This window comes from Streptomyces sp. NPDC088766, assembly GCF_044750845.1.
GTDB lineage: Bacteria > Actinomycetota > Actinomycetes > Streptomycetales > Streptomycetaceae > Streptomyces.
The window spans coordinates 40919-56895 of record NZ_JBIVKQ010000009.1 but is presented as its reverse complement, the minus strand read 5'-3'; the positions used below and the strand labels follow the sequence as shown (position 1 = coordinate 56895).

17 protein-coding genes are annotated in these 15977 nt (G+C 73.2%); 8 read left to right on the top strand and 9 right to left on the bottom strand.

The genetic code is table 11. The features are described from left to right. Positions 1-106 precede the first annotated feature (106 nt). Positions 107-304 carry a DUF1918 domain-containing protein gene (locus ACIP5W_RS14760; RefSeq protein ID WP_401472103.1) on the bottom strand — a complete coding sequence of 66 codons (198 nt, stop codon included), beginning with the start codon at positions 302-304 and terminating at the stop codon, positions 107-109. A 133-nt stretch (positions 305-437) separates the two neighbouring features. Continuing rightward, positions 438-1352, bottom strand: coding sequence for a DMT family transporter (locus ACIP5W_RS14755; protein WP_401472100.1), 915 nt, complete (start codon positions 1350-1352; stop codon positions 438-440). Between ACIP5W_RS14755 and ACIP5W_RS14750 the strand changes: the two genes are divergently transcribed. From ACIP5W_RS14750 to ACIP5W_RS14740, 3 genes are read left to right on the top strand one after another with little or no spacing between them, the layout of a single operon-like run. Next, positions 1351-2814, top strand: a complete 1464-nt coding sequence (locus ACIP5W_RS14750; protein ID WP_401472097.1) for a PLP-dependent aminotransferase family protein — start codon at positions 1351-1353, stop codon at positions 2812-2814. The two genes, ACIP5W_RS14755 and ACIP5W_RS14750, sit on opposite strands and share 2 nt — an antisense overlap. Positions 2815-2824: 10 nt before the next feature. Then, on the top strand, positions 2825-3286 hold the full coding sequence (locus ACIP5W_RS14745) for a GNAT family N-acetyltransferase (RefSeq protein ID WP_401472094.1): 462 nt from the start codon (positions 2825-2827) through the stop codon (positions 3284-3286). Between the two features lie 31 nt (positions 3287-3317). After that, a complete protein-coding gene (locus ACIP5W_RS14740; RefSeq protein WP_401472091.1) occupies positions 3318-3911 on the top strand; it encodes a histidine phosphatase family protein in 594 nt (197 codons plus the stop codon). On the opposite strand, the gene ACIP5W_RS14735 is transcribed toward ACIP5W_RS14740, so the two are convergent. Both ACIP5W_RS14735 and ACIP5W_RS14730 read right to left on the bottom strand, forming a co-directional pair. Next, positions 3893-4336, bottom strand: a complete 444-nt coding sequence (locus ACIP5W_RS14735; protein ID WP_401472088.1) for a DUF6314 family protein — start codon at positions 4334-4336, stop codon at positions 3893-3895. The genes ACIP5W_RS14740 and ACIP5W_RS14735 overlap by 19 nt on opposite strands. A gap of 475 nt (positions 4337-4811) precedes the next feature. Next, positions 4812-5690: a GyrI-like domain-containing protein gene (locus tag ACIP5W_RS14730; RefSeq protein ID WP_401472085.1), complete on the bottom strand. Its 879-nt coding sequence runs from the start codon at positions 5688-5690 to the stop codon at positions 4812-4814. A gap of 223 nt (positions 5691-5913) precedes the next feature. Here ACIP5W_RS14730 and argC point away from each other — a divergent pair, with 223 nt between their 5' ends. The 5 genes from argC to ACIP5W_RS14705 are packed head-to-tail and all read left to right on the top strand — an operon-like array spanning position 5914 to position 10753. Beyond that, positions 5914-6942, top strand: coding sequence for an N-acetyl-gamma-glutamyl-phosphate reductase (argC, locus tag ACIP5W_RS14725; RefSeq protein WP_401472082.1), 1029 nt, complete (start codon positions 5914-5916; stop codon positions 6940-6942). Continuing rightward, a complete protein-coding gene (gene argJ / locus ACIP5W_RS14720) occupies positions 6939-8090 on the top strand; it encodes a bifunctional glutamate N-acetyltransferase/amino-acid acetyltransferase ArgJ (RefSeq protein WP_401472079.1) in 1152 nt (383 codons plus the stop codon). Before argC ends, argJ begins: the two co-directional genes overlap by 4 nt. Then, positions 8087-8995: an acetylglutamate kinase gene (gene argB / locus ACIP5W_RS14715; protein WP_401472076.1), complete on the top strand. Its 909-nt coding sequence runs from the start codon at positions 8087-8089 to the stop codon at positions 8993-8995. The genes argJ and argB overlap by 4 nt, the downstream gene beginning before the upstream one ends. After that, positions 8992-10203, top strand: a complete 1212-nt coding sequence (locus tag ACIP5W_RS14710; protein WP_401472073.1) for an acetylornithine transaminase — start codon at positions 8992-8994, stop codon at positions 10201-10203. The genes argB and ACIP5W_RS14710 overlap by 4 nt, the downstream gene beginning before the upstream one ends. Positions 10204-10210: 7 nt before the next feature. Further along, positions 10211-10753 (top strand): arginine repressor, encoded by a 543-nt coding sequence (locus ACIP5W_RS14705; protein WP_401472070.1) that lies wholly within the window; start codon positions 10211-10213, stop codon positions 10751-10753. 205 nt (positions 10754-10958) lie between these two features. Here the strand turns inward: ACIP5W_RS14705 and ACIP5W_RS14700 are convergent, their stop codons facing one another. From ACIP5W_RS14700 to ACIP5W_RS14680, 5 genes are all read right to left on the bottom strand, one after another. Beyond that, on the bottom strand, positions 10959-11750 hold the full coding sequence (locus ACIP5W_RS14700) for an FAD:protein FMN transferase (RefSeq protein WP_401472628.1): 792 nt from the start codon (positions 11748-11750) through the stop codon (positions 10959-10961). 4 nt (positions 11751-11754) lie between these two features. Continuing rightward, the gene (locus ACIP5W_RS14695; RefSeq protein ID WP_401472067.1) at positions 11755-12849 is read right to left on the bottom strand and encodes an FMN-binding protein; all 1095 of its coding nucleotides are present in this window, start codon (positions 12847-12849) and stop codon (positions 11755-11757) included. A 57-nt stretch (positions 12850-12906) separates the two neighbouring features. Beyond that, positions 12907-14289: a ferric reductase-like transmembrane domain-containing protein gene (locus ACIP5W_RS14690; protein ID WP_401472064.1), complete on the bottom strand. Its 1383-nt coding sequence runs from the start codon at positions 14287-14289 to the stop codon at positions 12907-12909. Positions 14290-14460: 171 nt separating this feature from the next. Beyond that, positions 14461-15168, bottom strand: coding sequence for a L,D-transpeptidase (locus ACIP5W_RS14685; RefSeq protein WP_401472061.1), 708 nt, complete (start codon positions 15166-15168; stop codon positions 14461-14463). Positions 15169-15286: 118 nt separating this feature from the next. Further along, entirely contained in the window at positions 15287-15868 is a 582-nt protein-coding gene (locus tag ACIP5W_RS14680; protein ID WP_401472058.1) for a pyridoxamine 5'-phosphate oxidase family protein, read from the bottom strand. Positions 15869-15977: the final 109 nt, after the last annotated feature.

Genomic DNA, 15977 nt, shown 5'->3' with positions numbered 1-15977 from the left:
TGCCCTCGTTCTCCGGCCGGCCCGCCGTCGTGCTCTGCCCGGCCGGCCCGCCGTCGTGCTCTGCCCGGCCGGCCCGCCGTCGTGCTCTGCCCGGCCGGCCCGCCGGCTACCGCCGTTCCTGGTCCTTGTGGCGGATCTCGGTGTCCGGTCCCGGCGAGCACACGCCCTCGTGCCCGTCCGTGAAGCGGACGCGGTAGGGGGGACCGCCCTCCTGACCCAGCACTTCGACGATCTCGCCGACCTTGTCGTGTTGCCCGACCACCCTGCCGTGCTGGACAAGCTGGTCGCCCGTGGTTGCACGCATCTGTGAGGCCTCCTCACCGTGTGCGGGAGCAGAGGTCCGTGTTTCGGAGTCGTCCCGGAGTCCTTTTCCCGTCTGCGGCGCGCGGCACCGGCCGAACCGGCGCGTGGCGCCCTCGGGGCCTCGCGTTCGAGACCTAACCGCGCGCCCGCTGGGTGACGGCGATGCAGACCAGGACGGCCGCAGCCGTCAGCGGAGCGGCGGGCGTGAGGTGCTCGCCCAGCAGCAGCACCGACCACACCAGTGTGAGCAGGGGCTGGGCCAACTGCAACTGGCTGGCCTTGGGGATGCCGATGGCGGCCATGCCCCGGTACCAGACGACGAGGCCGAGGAACTGCGAGCCCACCGCCACCCACAACAGCCCGGTGACGCTGTGCGCGGTCAGCCGGACCGGCTCGAGGGCGAGGGCGAGGGCGGCGGCGGGCACGGCGAGCGGCAGGCAGAACACCAGCGCCCAGCCGATGACCTGCCAGCCCGGCATCACCCGCGCCAGCCGGCCGCCCTCGGTGTAACCGGCCGCGCACACCAGCAGCGCCCCGAACAGGTACAGGTCGGCGGTGGTGAGGGCGCCGCCGCTCTGCTGCACGGTGAAGGCGGCCACCGCGCCGGCACCGGCCAGCGCCGCCGTCCAGAAGGTCCGGGAGGGCCGGGAACCGACGCGCAGGGCGGACAGCAGCGCGGTCGTCAGGGGCAGCAGACCGACCACGACGGCCGCGTGCGCGGTGGACGACGTCTGCAGGGCGAGGGTGCTGAACAGCGGGAAGCCCACGACGACCCCGGCGGCCACGACGGCGAGCCCCGACCGGTGCCGACGGGCGGGCAGGGGCACCCGCAGGGCGAGGAGGCAGCCGCCCGCGACGAGCGCGGCCAGCACGCTGCGCACGGCGACCAGCGCCCAGGGGCCGAAGCCCTCGAGGCCCCAGGCGGTGGCGGGGAAGGTGAGCGAGAAGGCGCCGACGCCGAGAGCGGCCTGGAGGGTACCGAGGCCACTCGTCCGCGGGGTGGTCACCGCTATCGCGGGAAGGGCAGTAGCGCTACTCTGTGTCTTCATGCATGAGCGTAGCAGTGTCGGTGAACTGGCGGATCGGCTCCGAAGGGAGCTTGACCGCTACTCTCCTGGTGGAAAGCTGCCGTCGAGTCGCGCTCTCGTCGAGCGGTTCCGGGTGAGTCCCGTGACGGTCTCTCGGGCGCTCGCGCAGCTGGCAGCCGAGGGGCTGGTGGTCACCCGGCCGGGCGCCGGGGCCTTCCGGGCCGGGCCACGCCCCGCGTCCGCACCGGCCGGCGACACCTCCTGGCAGGAGGTCGCGCTGAGCGCGGAGGGTGCCGACCTCGTGCCCCGCTCGGTGGACGCCTCCGGCGTGACCGTCTCCCTCGCGGCCCCGCCGCCCGGCGTCGTCGAGTTCAGCGGCGGCTACCTGCACCCCTCCCTGCAACCGGAGCGCGCCATGTCGGCGGCCCTGGCGCGGGCCGCGCGACGCCCCGGCGCCTGGGGGCGGCCGCCCCTCGATGGCCTGCCGGAGCTGCGCGAGTGGTTCGCGCGCGCCATCGGCGGCGCCGTCACCGCCGCCGAGGTGCTCGTCAGCGCCGGCGGCCAGACCGCGCTCACCACCGCCCTGCGGGCGCTGGCCCCGCCCGGCGCCCCGGTGCTCGTCGAGTCGCCGACCTATCCGGGCATGCTGGCGATCGCCCGCTCGGCGGGACTGCGGCCGGTGCCGGTGCCCGTCGACCCCGACGGCGTCAAGCCCGAACTGCTCGCCGACGCCTTCCGCGCGACCGGCGCCCGGGTCTTCGTCTGCCAGCCGCTGTTCCAGAACCCGACCGGTGCCGTTCTTGCCCCGGACCGCCGCGGTGAGGTGCTGCGCATCGCCCGCGAGGCGGGCGCCTTCGTCGTGGAGGACGACTTCGTACGGCGGCTCGCGCACGAGGACGCCGGGCCGCTGCCCCGCCCGCTCGCCGCCGACGACCCCGACGGCGTCGTCGTGTACGTCGGCTCGCTCACCAAGGCGACCTCGCCGAGCTTCCGGGTCAGTGCCCTGGCCGCGCGCGGCCCGGTCCTGGAACGCCTGCGTGCCATCCAGGTCGTCGACACCTTCTTCGTGCCCCGCCCCCTCCAGGAGGCGGCGCTCGAACTCGTCGGCTCGCCCGCCTGGCCGCGCCATCTGCGGGCGGTCGCGGCCGAGCTGCGGACCCGGCGCGACACCCTGACCACCGCCCTCGCCCTGCACCTGCCGGAACTCGTCCTCCCGCACGTCCCGTCCGGCGGCTACCACCTCTGGTTGCGCCTGCCCGACGGCACGCAGGAACCGGCGTTCACGGCCGCGGCACTGCGCGCGGGCGTCGCCGTGACCCCCGGCCGCCCCTACTTCAGCGCCGAACCCCCGGCCCCGCACGTCCGCCTGAGCTTCGCGGCCGCCACCGGGACCGAGGAGATCGCCGAGGGGGTACGGCGGCTGCGGTCGGCCCGCGACGAGGTGCTCGCGGAAACGGTTCGACACCGGACACCCCGTCTGTGAGGGTCCCCTCATGACGACCTCCACCCCGCCCCTCGCCGAGGGCTACGAGATCTCCGCCGACACCGACCGGATCGACGTCGCACGGGTGCACCGCTGGCTGTCGACCGACGCCTACTGGGCGCTCGGCCGGGAGCGCGAGAAGCAGGAGCGGGCCGTCGCCGGGTCGCTGAACTTCGGCGTGTACGAGGCGGTGTCCGGGGAGCAGGTCGCCTACGCGCGCGTGGTGACGGACCTGGCCACCTTCGCCTGGCTGTGCGACGTGTACGTGGATCCCGCGGTGCGGGGGAAGGGCATCGGGACCTCGCTCGCCGCGGCCGTCCGCGACCACCTGCGCCCGTACGGCCTGCGCCGCGTCCTGCTCGCCACCCACGACGCGCACGGCGTCTACGGGAAGATCGGCTTCGAGGCGCTGGAGCGGCCCGACCACTGGATGGCGCTGATTTTCGAGAAGTCTTCACACGGCGACTCTTGACCCGCCCACTCGCGCGTCCGACCATCACCGCATGGCACTCCGGGTCACGTTCGTCGCCGCGGCGCGCGGCTCCGCGCTGCTCGCCGAGCGTTTCGAGGACGACCGCCCGCTGGACCAGGCGGGCTGGGACGAGGTGCAGCGGGCGGCCGGCGATCTCCTGCCGCTGGCGGCGGCCGAGCTGCGCTACTGCTCGCCGACCCCGCGCAGCCGTGCCACCGGCGACGCGCTCGGCTACGCGCCGCTCGTGCAGCTCGCCCTGCGGGACTGCGACATGGGGCGCTGGCGTGGATTCACCCTGGGGGAGGCGATGGCCCGGGAACCGGAGGCGGTGGACGCCTGGCTGGCCGACCCGCGGGCCACTCCGCACGGCGGTGAACCGCTGCTGGCGTTCATCTCCCGGGTGGGCGGCTGGCTCGACACCCGGCCCGTGGAGGACGGCTGCCGGATCGTGGCCGTCGCCGAGCCGAGCGTGATCCGGGCCGCCCTGGTCTACGCGCTCAAGGCGCCGCCGTCGACGTACTGGAACCTCGATGTGCGCCCGCTGTCGACGACCACCGTCACCGGGCGCGGCGGACGGTGGAACCTGCGCTTCGAGGGGAGCGTCGTTCAGGCCTCGCGCGCGTAGTCGGTGGTGAGGACCAGGTCCTTCGCGGGGCCGCGCACCCGCCAGATCGTCCGCCAGCGGCCGGCGTCCCGGACGGTGAACTCGCCCCGGTAGAGGTCCGCGGCGCACGGGTGGCCGGTCACGTGCCGCCCGCTCCTCAGGTCGAGGTCGTGGAAGGGCCGCCCGTCGGCGAACGTCACGTCGGCCGTGCCCGGCACCCGCCCGGGCAGGAAACGCAGGATCCGCCCGGCGGGCCGCGGCACGCCCCGCCAGACGAACGTGCCCGACTCCTCGTGCAGCAGGCCGCCGCCCTCCAGCGGGCCGAAGACCGTCGTGCCCTCGAAGCGCCCCGCCTCACCGCTCGCCAGATCCCGCACCGACCGCCCGACCCGCCAGCGTCCGGCGAGGAACGCCATGGCGTCCGGCACCGGCCAGAACTCGCCCATCGCGCGCCGACCTCCGTCCCGTCCGTCGCTGCGCGACCCATTGACGCGCTCCGTCCCTCCATCCTGCCGTTCGAAAAGGTCGCCGACGCCCGTTCCGCCGACGCCTGTTCCGCCGACGTCCGGACGGCCGAAGCCCGGACGGCCGTCGGCCCCGGCGGCGCCGGGGTCTCCACCGAGGCCCACGCGACCACGCCGGCCGCCGCGCCGGACGCGGGCGCCCCGGAGACCGCGACCCCGGTCGCGCCGGTGACGTCCCCCTTCACCGGCGTGGCCGGCAGGTTCACGTACGCCTTCCCGGCGAACTCGGTCATGTTCCTGCGGACCGGGCAGCGATGAGAGCCGTGGCGGCAGGACATCCCTGACGCCGATCCGGGGTGAGGTCCGGCCCGGGGAAAAGCCCGACCGGGTGCTTCAGCCGGCCCGTGCGGCCGGCTGGAGCGCTCCTACCGCGGCGCCCACGGGCCGGGCGCCTCCTTCAGACCCGTTCTTCCCGCTCCACCGGAAGCCACAGCTCGGCGTCGGCTTCGGTCTTGTCCGGTGACAGGAGGGTGCGCAGGATCTCCGGGCCGGGGCGGCCGCGGTACGGGTTGGACGGGAACCACTCCGTGAACACGTCCCGCCACAGGTCCTGGATGGCCCGCGGAGCCGGCCCGGAGGTGGTGAAGACCGCCCAGGTCCCGGCCGGGACGGGCAGGACGGTCGCGTCCCCGGGGGCTGCCGTCGGTGTCGCCGAGGTGATCACCCCCTGGTAGTAGTCGAGTTCGGTGCCTTCGGCGCGGCTGGGGTCCAGGTCGTCGCAGACCGCGACGACGCCCCGCGGGTCCTGGTCCGACAGCTTCTCCAGTTCCTCCAGCCTCCGCGGTGCGATCCTGCGGACGAAGTCGATGATCGCCTGGTTCGGTCCCGAGTGCACCAGTGGCACCCGGGCCTTGAGGCCGACGACGGTGAAGGCCGGCTTGTCCACCACGCGGTACCGCATGCTGCTGCTCCCCTCGACGGTGAGGCGGAAGGTCAGCCGGGGCTGGGAGACGAGCGGGGCGCCGATGCGCCGGGCCTCGCCCGGCCCGACCCCGTGCATGGCGCGGAACGCCCGGGCGAACGCCTCGCCCGAGCCGTAGCCGTAGCGGACCGCGATCTCCAGCAGTGACTCACGCCGTGCGAGCACCTCGGCGCCCGCGACGGTGAGCCGGCGGCGCCGGACGTACTCCGACAGCGGCATGCCCGCGAGCGCGGAGAACATCCTGCGCAGGTGGTACTCCGAGGTGGCCGCGGTACGTGCCAGCTCCGCCACGTCGAGGGGCCGGCCGAGGTGACGCTCTATGTGTTCCATGGCCTGGTTGAGCCGCTCCAGCACTCCGGTGTGTCCTTCCTCTTGACGGTCACCACGCTAGGCGGCAGGCATTCCGCCGGACCCGACATCCTGTGCCCGATCGGATCGGGTGCGGCCACCGCTCCGGCGGGCCGGGCGGGGCGGCGTACGGTCTTCCTTTCCAGGATCACCGGCCCGCCCCACCTCGAACAGATTGTATAAACGTGCATAGCGACGTATAGTCATGCCATCCAAGAGGAGGGTGGACATGGCGGTACGTGCGGCAGTGGCCGGAGCGAGCGGGTATGCGGGCGGCGAGGTGCTGCGCCTGCTCCTCGCGCACCCCGAGATCGAGATCGGCGCCCTCACCGGCAACTCCAACGCGGGACAGAGGCTGGGAGCCCTCCAGCTGCACCTCCTGCCCCTCGCCGGCCACGTGCTCCAGGAGACCACCCCGGAGGTGCTCGCCGGACACGATGTCGTCTTCCTCGCCCTCCCGCACGGACAGTCCGCCGCCGTCGCCGAACAGCTCGGCCCGGACGTCCTCGTGGTCGACATGGGCGCCGACTTCCGGCTCGCGGACCCGGCCGACTGGGAGCGGTTCTACGGCTCCCCGCACGCCGGGACCTGGCCCTACGGCCTCCCCGAACTGCCGGGCGGCCGCGTCGCGCTGGAGGGGTCCAAGCGCATCGCGGTGCCCGGCTGCTACCCCACGGCCGTCTCCCTCGCCCTGTTCCCGGCGTACGCCGCCGGCCTGGCCGAGGCCCAGGCCGTGATCGTCGCCGCCTCCGGCACCTCCGGCGCGGGCAAGGCGGCCAAGCCGCACCTGCTCGGCAGCGAGGTCATGGGGTCGATGTCGCCGTACGGCGTCGGCGGCGGGCACCGGCACACGCCCGAGATGATCCAGAACCTCAGCGCGGCGGCGGGGGAGCGGATCTCCGTCTCCTTCACGCCGACCCTCGCGCCGATGTCCCGCGGCATCCTCGCCACGTGCAGCGCCGCCGCCAAAAAGGGCGTCACCGCCGAGTCCGTGCGCGCGGCCTACGAGAAGGCCTTCGCCGACGAGCCCTTCGTGCACCTGCTGCCCGAGGGACGGTGGCCCGCCACGGCGTCCGTCCAGGGTTCCAACGCCGTTCAGGTGCAGGTCGCCCTCGACGAGGCGGCGGGCCGCATCATCGCGATCAGCGCCATCGACAACCTGACCAAGGGCACCGCGGGCGGTGCCGTCCAGAGCATGAACATCGCCCTCGGGTTCCCCGAGGCACTGGGACTTTCCACGATCGGAGTCGCACCGTGAGCGTCACGGCAGCCAAGGGATTCACGGCGGCGGGCATCGCCGCCGGGATCAAGGAGAACGGCAACCCGGACCTGGCCCTCGTGGTCAACACCGGGCCCCGCCGCGCCGCCGCGGGCGTCTTCACCTCCAACCGCGTCAAGGCCGCGCCGGTGCTGTGGTCCGAGCAGGTCCTCAGGAGCGGCGCCCTGTCCGCCGTGATCCTCAACTCCGGCGGCGCCAACGCCTGCACGGGACCGAAGGGCTTCCAGGACACGCACGCCACCGCCGAGAAGACCGCCGAGGTCCTCGGCCTGGGCGCCGGCGAGGTCGCCGTCGCCTCCACCGGACTGATCGGCGTCCTCCTCCCGATGGACAAGCTGCTCCCCGGGGTCGAGAAGGCCGCCGAGGCGCTCAGCGAGCACGGCGGCGAGAAGGCCGCCATCGCCATCAAGACCACCGACACCGTCCACAAGACGTCCGTCGTGACGAAGAACGGCTGGACCGTGGGCGGCATGGCCAAGGGCGCGGGCATGCTCGCCCCCGGCCTGGCCACCATGCTCGTCGTCCTGACCACCGACGCCGACGTGGACAGCGGGACCCTGGACCGGGCGCTGCGCGCCGCCACCCGGGTCACCTTCGACCGCGTCGACTCCGACGGCTGCATGTCGACCAACGACACCGTGCTGCTGCTCGCCTCCGGCTCCGCCGAAGTCACCCCCGAGTACGCCGAGTTCGCCGAGGCCGTCCGCACCGTCTGCGACGACCTGGGCCAGCAGCTCATCCGCGACGCCGAGGGCGCCAGCAAGGACATCAGGATCGAGGTCGTGGGCGCCGCGAGCGAGGACGACGCCGTCGAGGTGGGCCGCTCCATCGCCCGCAACAACCTCCTCAAGTGCGCCATCCACGGCGAGGACCCCAACTGGGGCCGCGTGCTCTCCGCGATCGGCACCACCGGGGCCGCCTTCGAGCCCGACCGGCTGAACGTCGCCATCAACGGCGTCTGGGTGTGCAAGAACGGCGGCGTCGGCGAGGACCGCGACAAGGTCGACATGCGCTACCGCGAGGTCCACATCACAGCCGACCTCGCGGCCGGCACCGAGACCGCCACCATCTGGACCAACGACCTCACCGCCGACTACGTCCACGAGAACAGCGCCTACTCCTCATGAGCACCACCCGCAAGCACACCGCCCTGCCCAAGGCCCAGATCCTCATCGAGGCGCTGCCCTGGCTGACCCGGCACAACGGCAAGACGGTCGTCATCAAGTTCGGCGGCAACGCCATGATCGACGAGGACCTGAAGGCCGCCTTCGCGCAGGACGTCGTCTTCCTGCACCACGCCGGCCTCAAGCCCGTCGTCGTGCACGGCGGCGGCCCGCAGATCAGCGCCGCCCTCGACCGGCACGGCATCGTCAGCGAGTTCAAGGCCGGCCTGCGCGTCACCACCGAGGACGCCATGGACGTCGTACGGATGGTGCTGGCCGGCCAGGTCCAGCGCGAACTGGTCGGACTGCTCAACCGGCACGGCCCGCTCGCCGTCGGGCTCACCGGCGAGGACGCGCACACCATCACCGCAGTCAAGCACCAGCCCGAGATCGACGGGGAACTGGTCGACATCGGGCGGGTGGGCGAGATCACCGCGATCGACACGGGCGCGATCGAGGCACTGCTCGCCGACGGCCGCATCCCGGTCGTCTCCTCGATCGCCCGTAGCCAGGACGACGGACATGTCTACAACGTCAATGCTGATACGGCGGCTGCGGCACTCGCTGCTGCTCTGGGCGCCGAGACCCTCATGGTCCTCACGGACGTCGAGGGTCTCTACGAGGACTGGCCGAACTCGGACGAGGTGATCAGCCGCCTCACCGCCTCCCAACTGGAGAAACTCCTGCCGGAGTTGTCCTCCGGCATGGTGCCGAAGATGGAGGGCTGCCTGCACGCCGTCCGAGGCGGCGTCACCACCGCCCGCGTCATCGACGGACGCGTCCAGCACTCGATCCTGCTGGAGATCTTCACCGACGAGGGCATCGGCACGATGGTCGTGCCCGACGAGAAAGAGGGGGAGTCGTCATGAGCAACGCCGTCACGGGCAACGAGGAACTGACCGCGCGCTGGCAGGGCGCGCTCATGAACAACTACGGCACCCCGCTGCTGCCCCTGGTCCGCGGCGAGGGCACCCGGCTCTGGGACGCCGACGGCAACGGCTACCTCGACTTCGTCGGCGGCATCGCGACCAACGCCCTCGGCCACGCCCACCCGGCCGTCGTCGAGGCCGTGACCCGGCAGATCGGCTCCCTCGGCCACATCTCCAACTTCTTCCTGGCCGAACCGACCGTGGCCCTCGCCGAACGGCTCCTGCAGCACTTCGGCCGGGAGGGCAGGGTCTTCTTCTGCAACTCCGGCGCCGAGGCCAACGAGGCCGCCTTCAAGATCGGCCGGCTGACCGGGCGCACCCACGTCGTGGCCACCGAGGGCGCCTTCCACGGCCGTACGATGGGCGCCCTCGCGCTCACCGGGCAGCCCGGCAAGCGCGACCCCTTCCTGCCGCTGCCCGGCGACGTCACCCACGTCCCCTTCGGTGACGCACAGGCGCTGGCCGCCGCCGTCACCGAGGAGACCGCGCTCGTCGTCCTCGAGCCGATCCAGGGCGAGCTGGGCGTCGTCGTCCCGCCCGCCGGCTACCTCAAGGCCGCCCGCGCCATCACCGCCGCCACCGGGGCCCTCCTCGTCCTCGACGAGGTGCAGACCGGCATCGGCCGGACCGGGCACTGGTTCGAGTACCAGGCCCACGAGGGCGTCCTGCCCGACGTGGTCACCCTCGCCAAGCAGCTCGGCGGCGGACTGCCGCTCGGCGCCACGGTCGCCTTCGGCCGGGCCGCCGAACTCCTGCGGCCCGGCCAGCACGGCACGACGTTCGGCGGCAACCCCGTCGCCTGCGCCGCCGGACTCGCCGTCCTCGACACCATCGAGAACGAGGGGCTGCTGGAGAACGTCAAGCGGCAGAGCGAGCGGCTGCGGAACGGAATCGAGGGTCTCGGCCACCCGTTGATCGATTATGTCCGGGGCGCGGGGCTCCTCCTGGGTATCGTGCTCACCGAGCCGCTCGCGCCCCATGTGCGCCAGGCGGCTCAGGAGGCCGGTTTCCTGGTCAACGCGCCCGCCCCCGACGTCGTACGGCTGATGCCACCGCTGAACCTCGGCGACGACGAGGCGGACGCGCTGCTCGCAGCGCTGCCCGGCATCCTCCAGGCAGTGCACGGGGACGGACGATCCGGGGAATGAGACGACGATGAGCCAGGCGCAGGACCACGAGCAGCAGGCGGCCAACGGGCCCGCCGTGCCGCAGACCCGCACCGCCCGCCACCGCCGGATCGTGGACATCCTCAACCGGCAGCCCGTGCGCTCGCAGAGCCAGCTGGCGAAACTGCTCGCCGACGACGGGCTGAGCGTCACCCAGGCGACGCTCTCCCGCGACCTGGACGAGCTGAACGCGGTGAAGATCCGCAACAACGACGGCGACCTGATCTACGCGGTGCCCAGCGAGGGCGGATTCCGTACCCCGCGGGTCCCGCTGGGAGGGTCGGCGAAGGAGGAGCGGATGCGGCGGCTGTCGCAGGAACTGCTCATCTCCGCCGAGGCCTCCGCGAACCTCGTGGTCCTGCGTACGCCGCCGGGTGCGGCCCAGTTCCTCGCCTCGGCGATCGACCAGGCCGAACTGCACGACATCCTCGGCACGATCGCCGGCGACGACACCCTGCTGCTCATCAGCCGGGATCCGACGGGCGGCCAGGCCCTGGCGGACCACCTGCTGAGGCTGGCCCAGAACACGTGAGGCCCCGCCGGTCCGGCCGGCCCTTCGCCTGCGGGTGAGCGGGGGCCGGTCGCGCCCGCGGGGTGTCGCGGTCACCCGTGCCGTCACCGGCCGCCGTCCGCGGGCATGCCTGCCGCCCGGGGCGGCCCGGGCGGGCGCAGGCGGCACATGCCGGCGCCGGGCCGCACGACCCCCGCCCCCGGCCAACGGCCGGGGCGAACGGCGTTCAGCCCAGCCGACGCGCCAGACCCCCCGTGCACCGCACCTCGTCCCCGGCCGTGATCAGCAGAGCCTCCACGTCGGGAAGCGACTCCAGCCACCGCAGCCCCTCCCGCGACCCCATCGCGAAGGCGGCCGTGGCCCAGCAGTCCGCCCAGGTCAGCCGCGGTGCGACGACGGTCACGGCGACCAGGTCGGTCACCGCCGGCCGCCCCGTGCGCGGGTCGATGATGTGCGCCCCCCGCTCCACCGTCCCCGACGTGGCCACCGCCAGTTCGTCCGCCCCCGCCGCCGAGACCACCGCCGCCAGCCCACCGGGCCGCAGCGGATCCGACACCCCGACCCGCCAGGGCCGGCCGGGACCGGGCACGCCCAGCAACTGCACGTCGCCGCCGCCGTTGACGCTCACCCCGTTCACCCCCGCCGCGGCGATCACCCGCGCCGCGCGCTCGGCCGCCCACCCCTTGACGATCCCGGTGGGGTCGAGCCGGCCGTCCTGGTAGCGCATGCTGAACCAGCCCTCGCTGGTCCGCTCCGCCTCCGTGCCCAGCTCCAGCACCTCGGCCACCTCGGGGCCGCACTCCTCGACGGTCAGCTCGCCGCGCGCCAGCCGGGAGACCTGACTGTCCTCCCGGTAGGTGCTGAACACCTCGTTCACCCGGTGCAGACCGGCCACCGCCTCGTCGAGGGCCGCCCGCACCGCCCCGGGTTCCCCGCCGCGGACGTCGAAGGAGAAGACGGTCCCCATGACCTCTTCCGCGTGCCGCACCACGGCGGGCGCCTGCGACGACTCGGCCATCGTGTCAGCCACCGGCCTGGTCCAGCGCCGACTGGAGGGACTCCCTGTAGCCGGCGCTGGTGTAGGTGGCGCCGGAGACGGCGTCGATGTCGGCGTCGCCGGCGGCCACGGCGGCCTGGTTGAGCTCGGGGACGGCGTCGGCGGTGATCCGGTCGCTCTGCCCGCCCTTGGGTGCCTGGACCGCCTCCGCCTTGGTGATCCTGCCGCCGCTGACCGTGATCCGGACCTGCACGGTGCCGTACTGCGTCTGCGCGGCCTCCCCGGTGAAGGTGCCGCCCGCCTGCCCGTTCCCCGAGGCCTCCGGCGCCTTCGACCCCTGCTGGGCCCCGGAATCCTGCTGCGCCCCCGCGCTGGCGTTGGCCTTGTCGATCGCCGACTGGAGGGACTTCTTGTAGCCGGCGCTGGTGTAGGTGGCGCCGGAGACGGCGTCGATGTCGGGGCTCTGCTTGGTGACGACCGCCTGGTTGAGCTCGGGGACGGCGTCGGCGGTGATCCGGTCGCTCTGCCCGCCCTTGGGTGCCTGGACCGCCTCCGCCTTGGTGATCTGGTTCCTGCTGACGGTGATCCGCACCTGCACGGCCCCGTACTGCGTCTGCGCGGCGTCCCCGTCGAAGGTGCCGGACACCTGGGCGGCGCCCGCCGCCCCCTGGGAGGCCCCCGCGCCCGCCTTCATCTTGTCGATCGCCGACTGGAGGGACTTCTTGTAGCCGGCGCTGGTGAAGGTGGCGCCGGAGACCGCGTCGATGTCGGCGCTCTGCGCGGTGACCGCGGCCTGGTTGAGTTTGGGGACGGCGTCGGCGGTGATCCGGTCGCTCTGCCCGCCCTTGGGTGCCTGGACCGTCTCCGCCTTGGTGATCCTGCCGTTGCCGACGGTCAGGCGTACCTGCACCGCGCCGTACTGCGTCTGTGCCGCGTCACCGGTGATCGCCCCGGACGCGGCCGCCGCGGCCCCGCCCCGGGCGGCCTCCTGGGCCGCCGCGCCGGCGGCCTGGGAGGAGCCGGGGTCCGAGGCCGGCTTCAGTGACAGCAGCAGCACGATCCCGGACACGGTGGCCGCGCCCGCGAGTACGACGCGCCGCAGAGGGTGGTTCTTCTTCATCGTTCCTGATTCCCGTCGCTTCCCGTTGCCTGCCGCGGATCCGTGGACGTCCGTCGCTCACATCTCGAACGACTCGTGGTGGATGCGGCGGGCGGGCACTCCGGCGTCGCGCAGTGCCTCGTACACGTTCTGGGCGAAGCCGGCCGGCCCGCACATGAAGACGTCGTGCTCCCCGATGTCCGGCAGCTTGCGCTGCAGGGACTCCGCCGAGATGTCGGGGCGTTCCCCGTCGGGGCTGTTGACGGCGTACATCAGCCGTGCCCCCCGCTCGTCGGCGATCTTCGCCAGCTCGTCCCACAGCGCCAGGTCCTGTGTGCTGTTGGCCCGGTAGAGGAGCGTGATGTCGCCGGCCGCGCCGGGCAGCGTCTCGAACAGCGCCCGCATCGGCGTGATGCCGACGCCGCCGGCCACCAGCAGTACCTTGCCCTGGCTGCGCCGGGACGCCGTCATCGCGCCGTAGGGGCCCTCGGCCCACACCTTCACGCCGGGCTTCAGGCCGCGCAGCGCGGAACTGTGGTCGCCGATCGCCTTGACGGTGATGCGCAGCAGTTCGGGGCGGGGCGCCGCCGACAGCGAGTACGGGTGGGAGCTGAACCGCATGCCCGGTGCCATGAACCGCCACCGGAAGAACTGTCCGGCCTCCGCGCCGATCCGGTGCAGCCTGCGTCCGCCGATCAGCACCGACACGATGCCGGGCGTCTCCTCGATGACCGCTTCGACGTACATGCGGTGGCGCAGGTTCAGCCGGATCGGGGTGAGGACGCGGTACCAGACGACCAGCGCGGTGACCGATCCGTACAGCGCGTACCAGACGGTCTTCGCGGCGGGTTGGACGGCGAAGTCGTTGCCGGTGGTGAGCTGGTGCCAGAACGTCAGGAACACCGCGGCGTATGTCAGGAGGTGGACGTGGTACCAGGTGTCGTACGGCATCCTGCGGCGCACCGGGCCGATCGACGCCAGGCCGATGACCACCAGCAGGGAGGTGCCGATGGCCGCCTTGCCCATGTCGGGCAGCTGGTTCACGGAGTCGATCGTCTGCTGCACGATGTCGCCGAGCGACCTGCCGGACTGGAGCGCGTACCCCCACATGATGAGGAAGACGTGCACGAAGGTGAGGCTGAGCGTGTAGCGGCCGGTCATCGCGTGCCAGCGGGCGACCCGGTCCGAGCCGACCCGGCGCTCCAGTGCGGGCACCCGGGCCATCTGGAGGACGACGAGGGCCATCAGGTATCCGGCGAGCAGGCCCGTGATCCGGCCGGCGTTGAGGATCTTGCCGTTGGTGTCCGCGATGGACGCGGTGTTGTCCCACCACAGCCACAGCACACCCGCGGCGCCCGCCCAGACGGCGAACAGCAGCGGGACGGCCGGGGAGCGGCGCGGACGGATGCGGCGCATCGTCTGGCGGCGGGCGGCACGGCCGCCGGCGATCGTCGTGGTCACTGTTCCTCCGTGGTGCGGACCCTTGGCCCACAGATACGGGTCACGGTCGCACAGTGTTCAGCTTCGCACCGAGTCGTCCGCCGCTCGACGGCGCCCGCGGAACGGCTGTCCGTACCGGCGCCCGGCACCCGCGCCCGGCACCGGCGCCCGGCAGCGGGCCCGGCAGCGGTTTCAGTAGCGGGTGATCGCCGTCCCTCCGCCGTCCGTCCCGATCGCGATGTGCGGCCGCTCCCGCGGGCGGGCCCACGCCAGGACCCGGCGCATCGCGTCCACCGGAACCGACACACAACCTGCCGTCGCGCCACGCCCGTCGACGTGGAGGAAGATCCCCGCCCCGCGACCGCGCACCGGCTCGCGGTAGTTGAACCCGATCACCAGGGCGTGCGCGTACTGCGTCCGGAAGTCGATCAGGTGCTCGGACTCGGCGGCACGGCAGTCGGCCGCCCGCGGTTCGCTCCACCGGTTGTAGGAGCGGGACGCGTTGTCCTGACACCACCAGGAGTCCTCGCGCACGCGCCGGTGGGCGTACGTCGTCCCGCGGGGCGGCGCCTGGACGCCGAACGCGAACGGCAGGTCGTACAGCCCGGTCGGTGTCGTGTCGGTGCCCTGCCGGCGTACGGCTCCCTCGACCAGCCCGTTCGCGCCGAACCGGGCCGGTGCGGAACCGGCCCGCACCCACCGGCCGCCTCGCAGGTCCCACCAGGCGAGGGTGCCCGTCGTGGCACCGGTCCTCGGGGCGACGGCGGTGATCAGCTGGGTGCCGCCGCCCGTGTCCGCCATCCGCGCGGGGAGCGGGGGTGACCCGCCGGTGCCCGGAGCCGCCCCGAGCAGCGGCAGGGACGCACAGGCGAGGGCGGTGGCGAGGGCACGACGGCGCATGCTCAGACGCTAAGCGGCGGCGGCCGCCCCGGCAGGCCGGGTGGGCCGACCGTGCGCGGCACCGCCGTCGCGTCGCCCCGTGGGCGAAGCGCCGGTCCTGGCACCGTGCCCCTCCGCGTCAGACCGGACGCAGGGGCAGTGGGAGTCCCGGGAGGCCGTCCATGCTCGTCGCCACGTGTTCCTTCTTCGCGAAGTACGCGCTGAGCGACTCGTCGTCCTCGCGCGCGAACCGCTTTTCGTGCAGATCCCGGTCCTCGTCGTACGTCATGAAGGGCACCGCGTATCCGCAGGTGTCCCGGACCAGTTCGGCGTGCACGACGACGACCGCCCGCAGCCCGTGCCGGGTCGGGTCGATGTCGGGGAAGTGGGCGAGGAGCTCCGTGAAGCGGGGGTCGCCGCGGAAGACCGGTTCGCCGCGGCCGTGCACCCGCACGATGTTCGGCGGCCCCTGGAACGCGCACCACATCAGGGTGATCCGGCCGTTCTCCCGCAGATGCGCGATCGTCTCGGCGTTGGAGCCGGCGAAGTCCAGGTAGGCGACGGTGTGTTCGTCGAGGACGGCGAACGACCCCTTCAGGCCCTTGGGGGAGAGGTTCACCGTGCCGTCGCCGGACAGCGGCGCGGTCGCGGTGAAGAAGAGGGGCTGCTCCTCGATGAACGTGCGGAGCTGGCCGTCGATGCGTTCATAGGTCTTTCCCATGGCCAATGATTATTCGGGAAAGCCGTTCGTACGTCTGAGTGATTTCGTGATCGGGCGCCGCGGCGGCCGCCCCGGCCGGCGTTCCTCGGGGCGGCCACCGCGCCTGTCA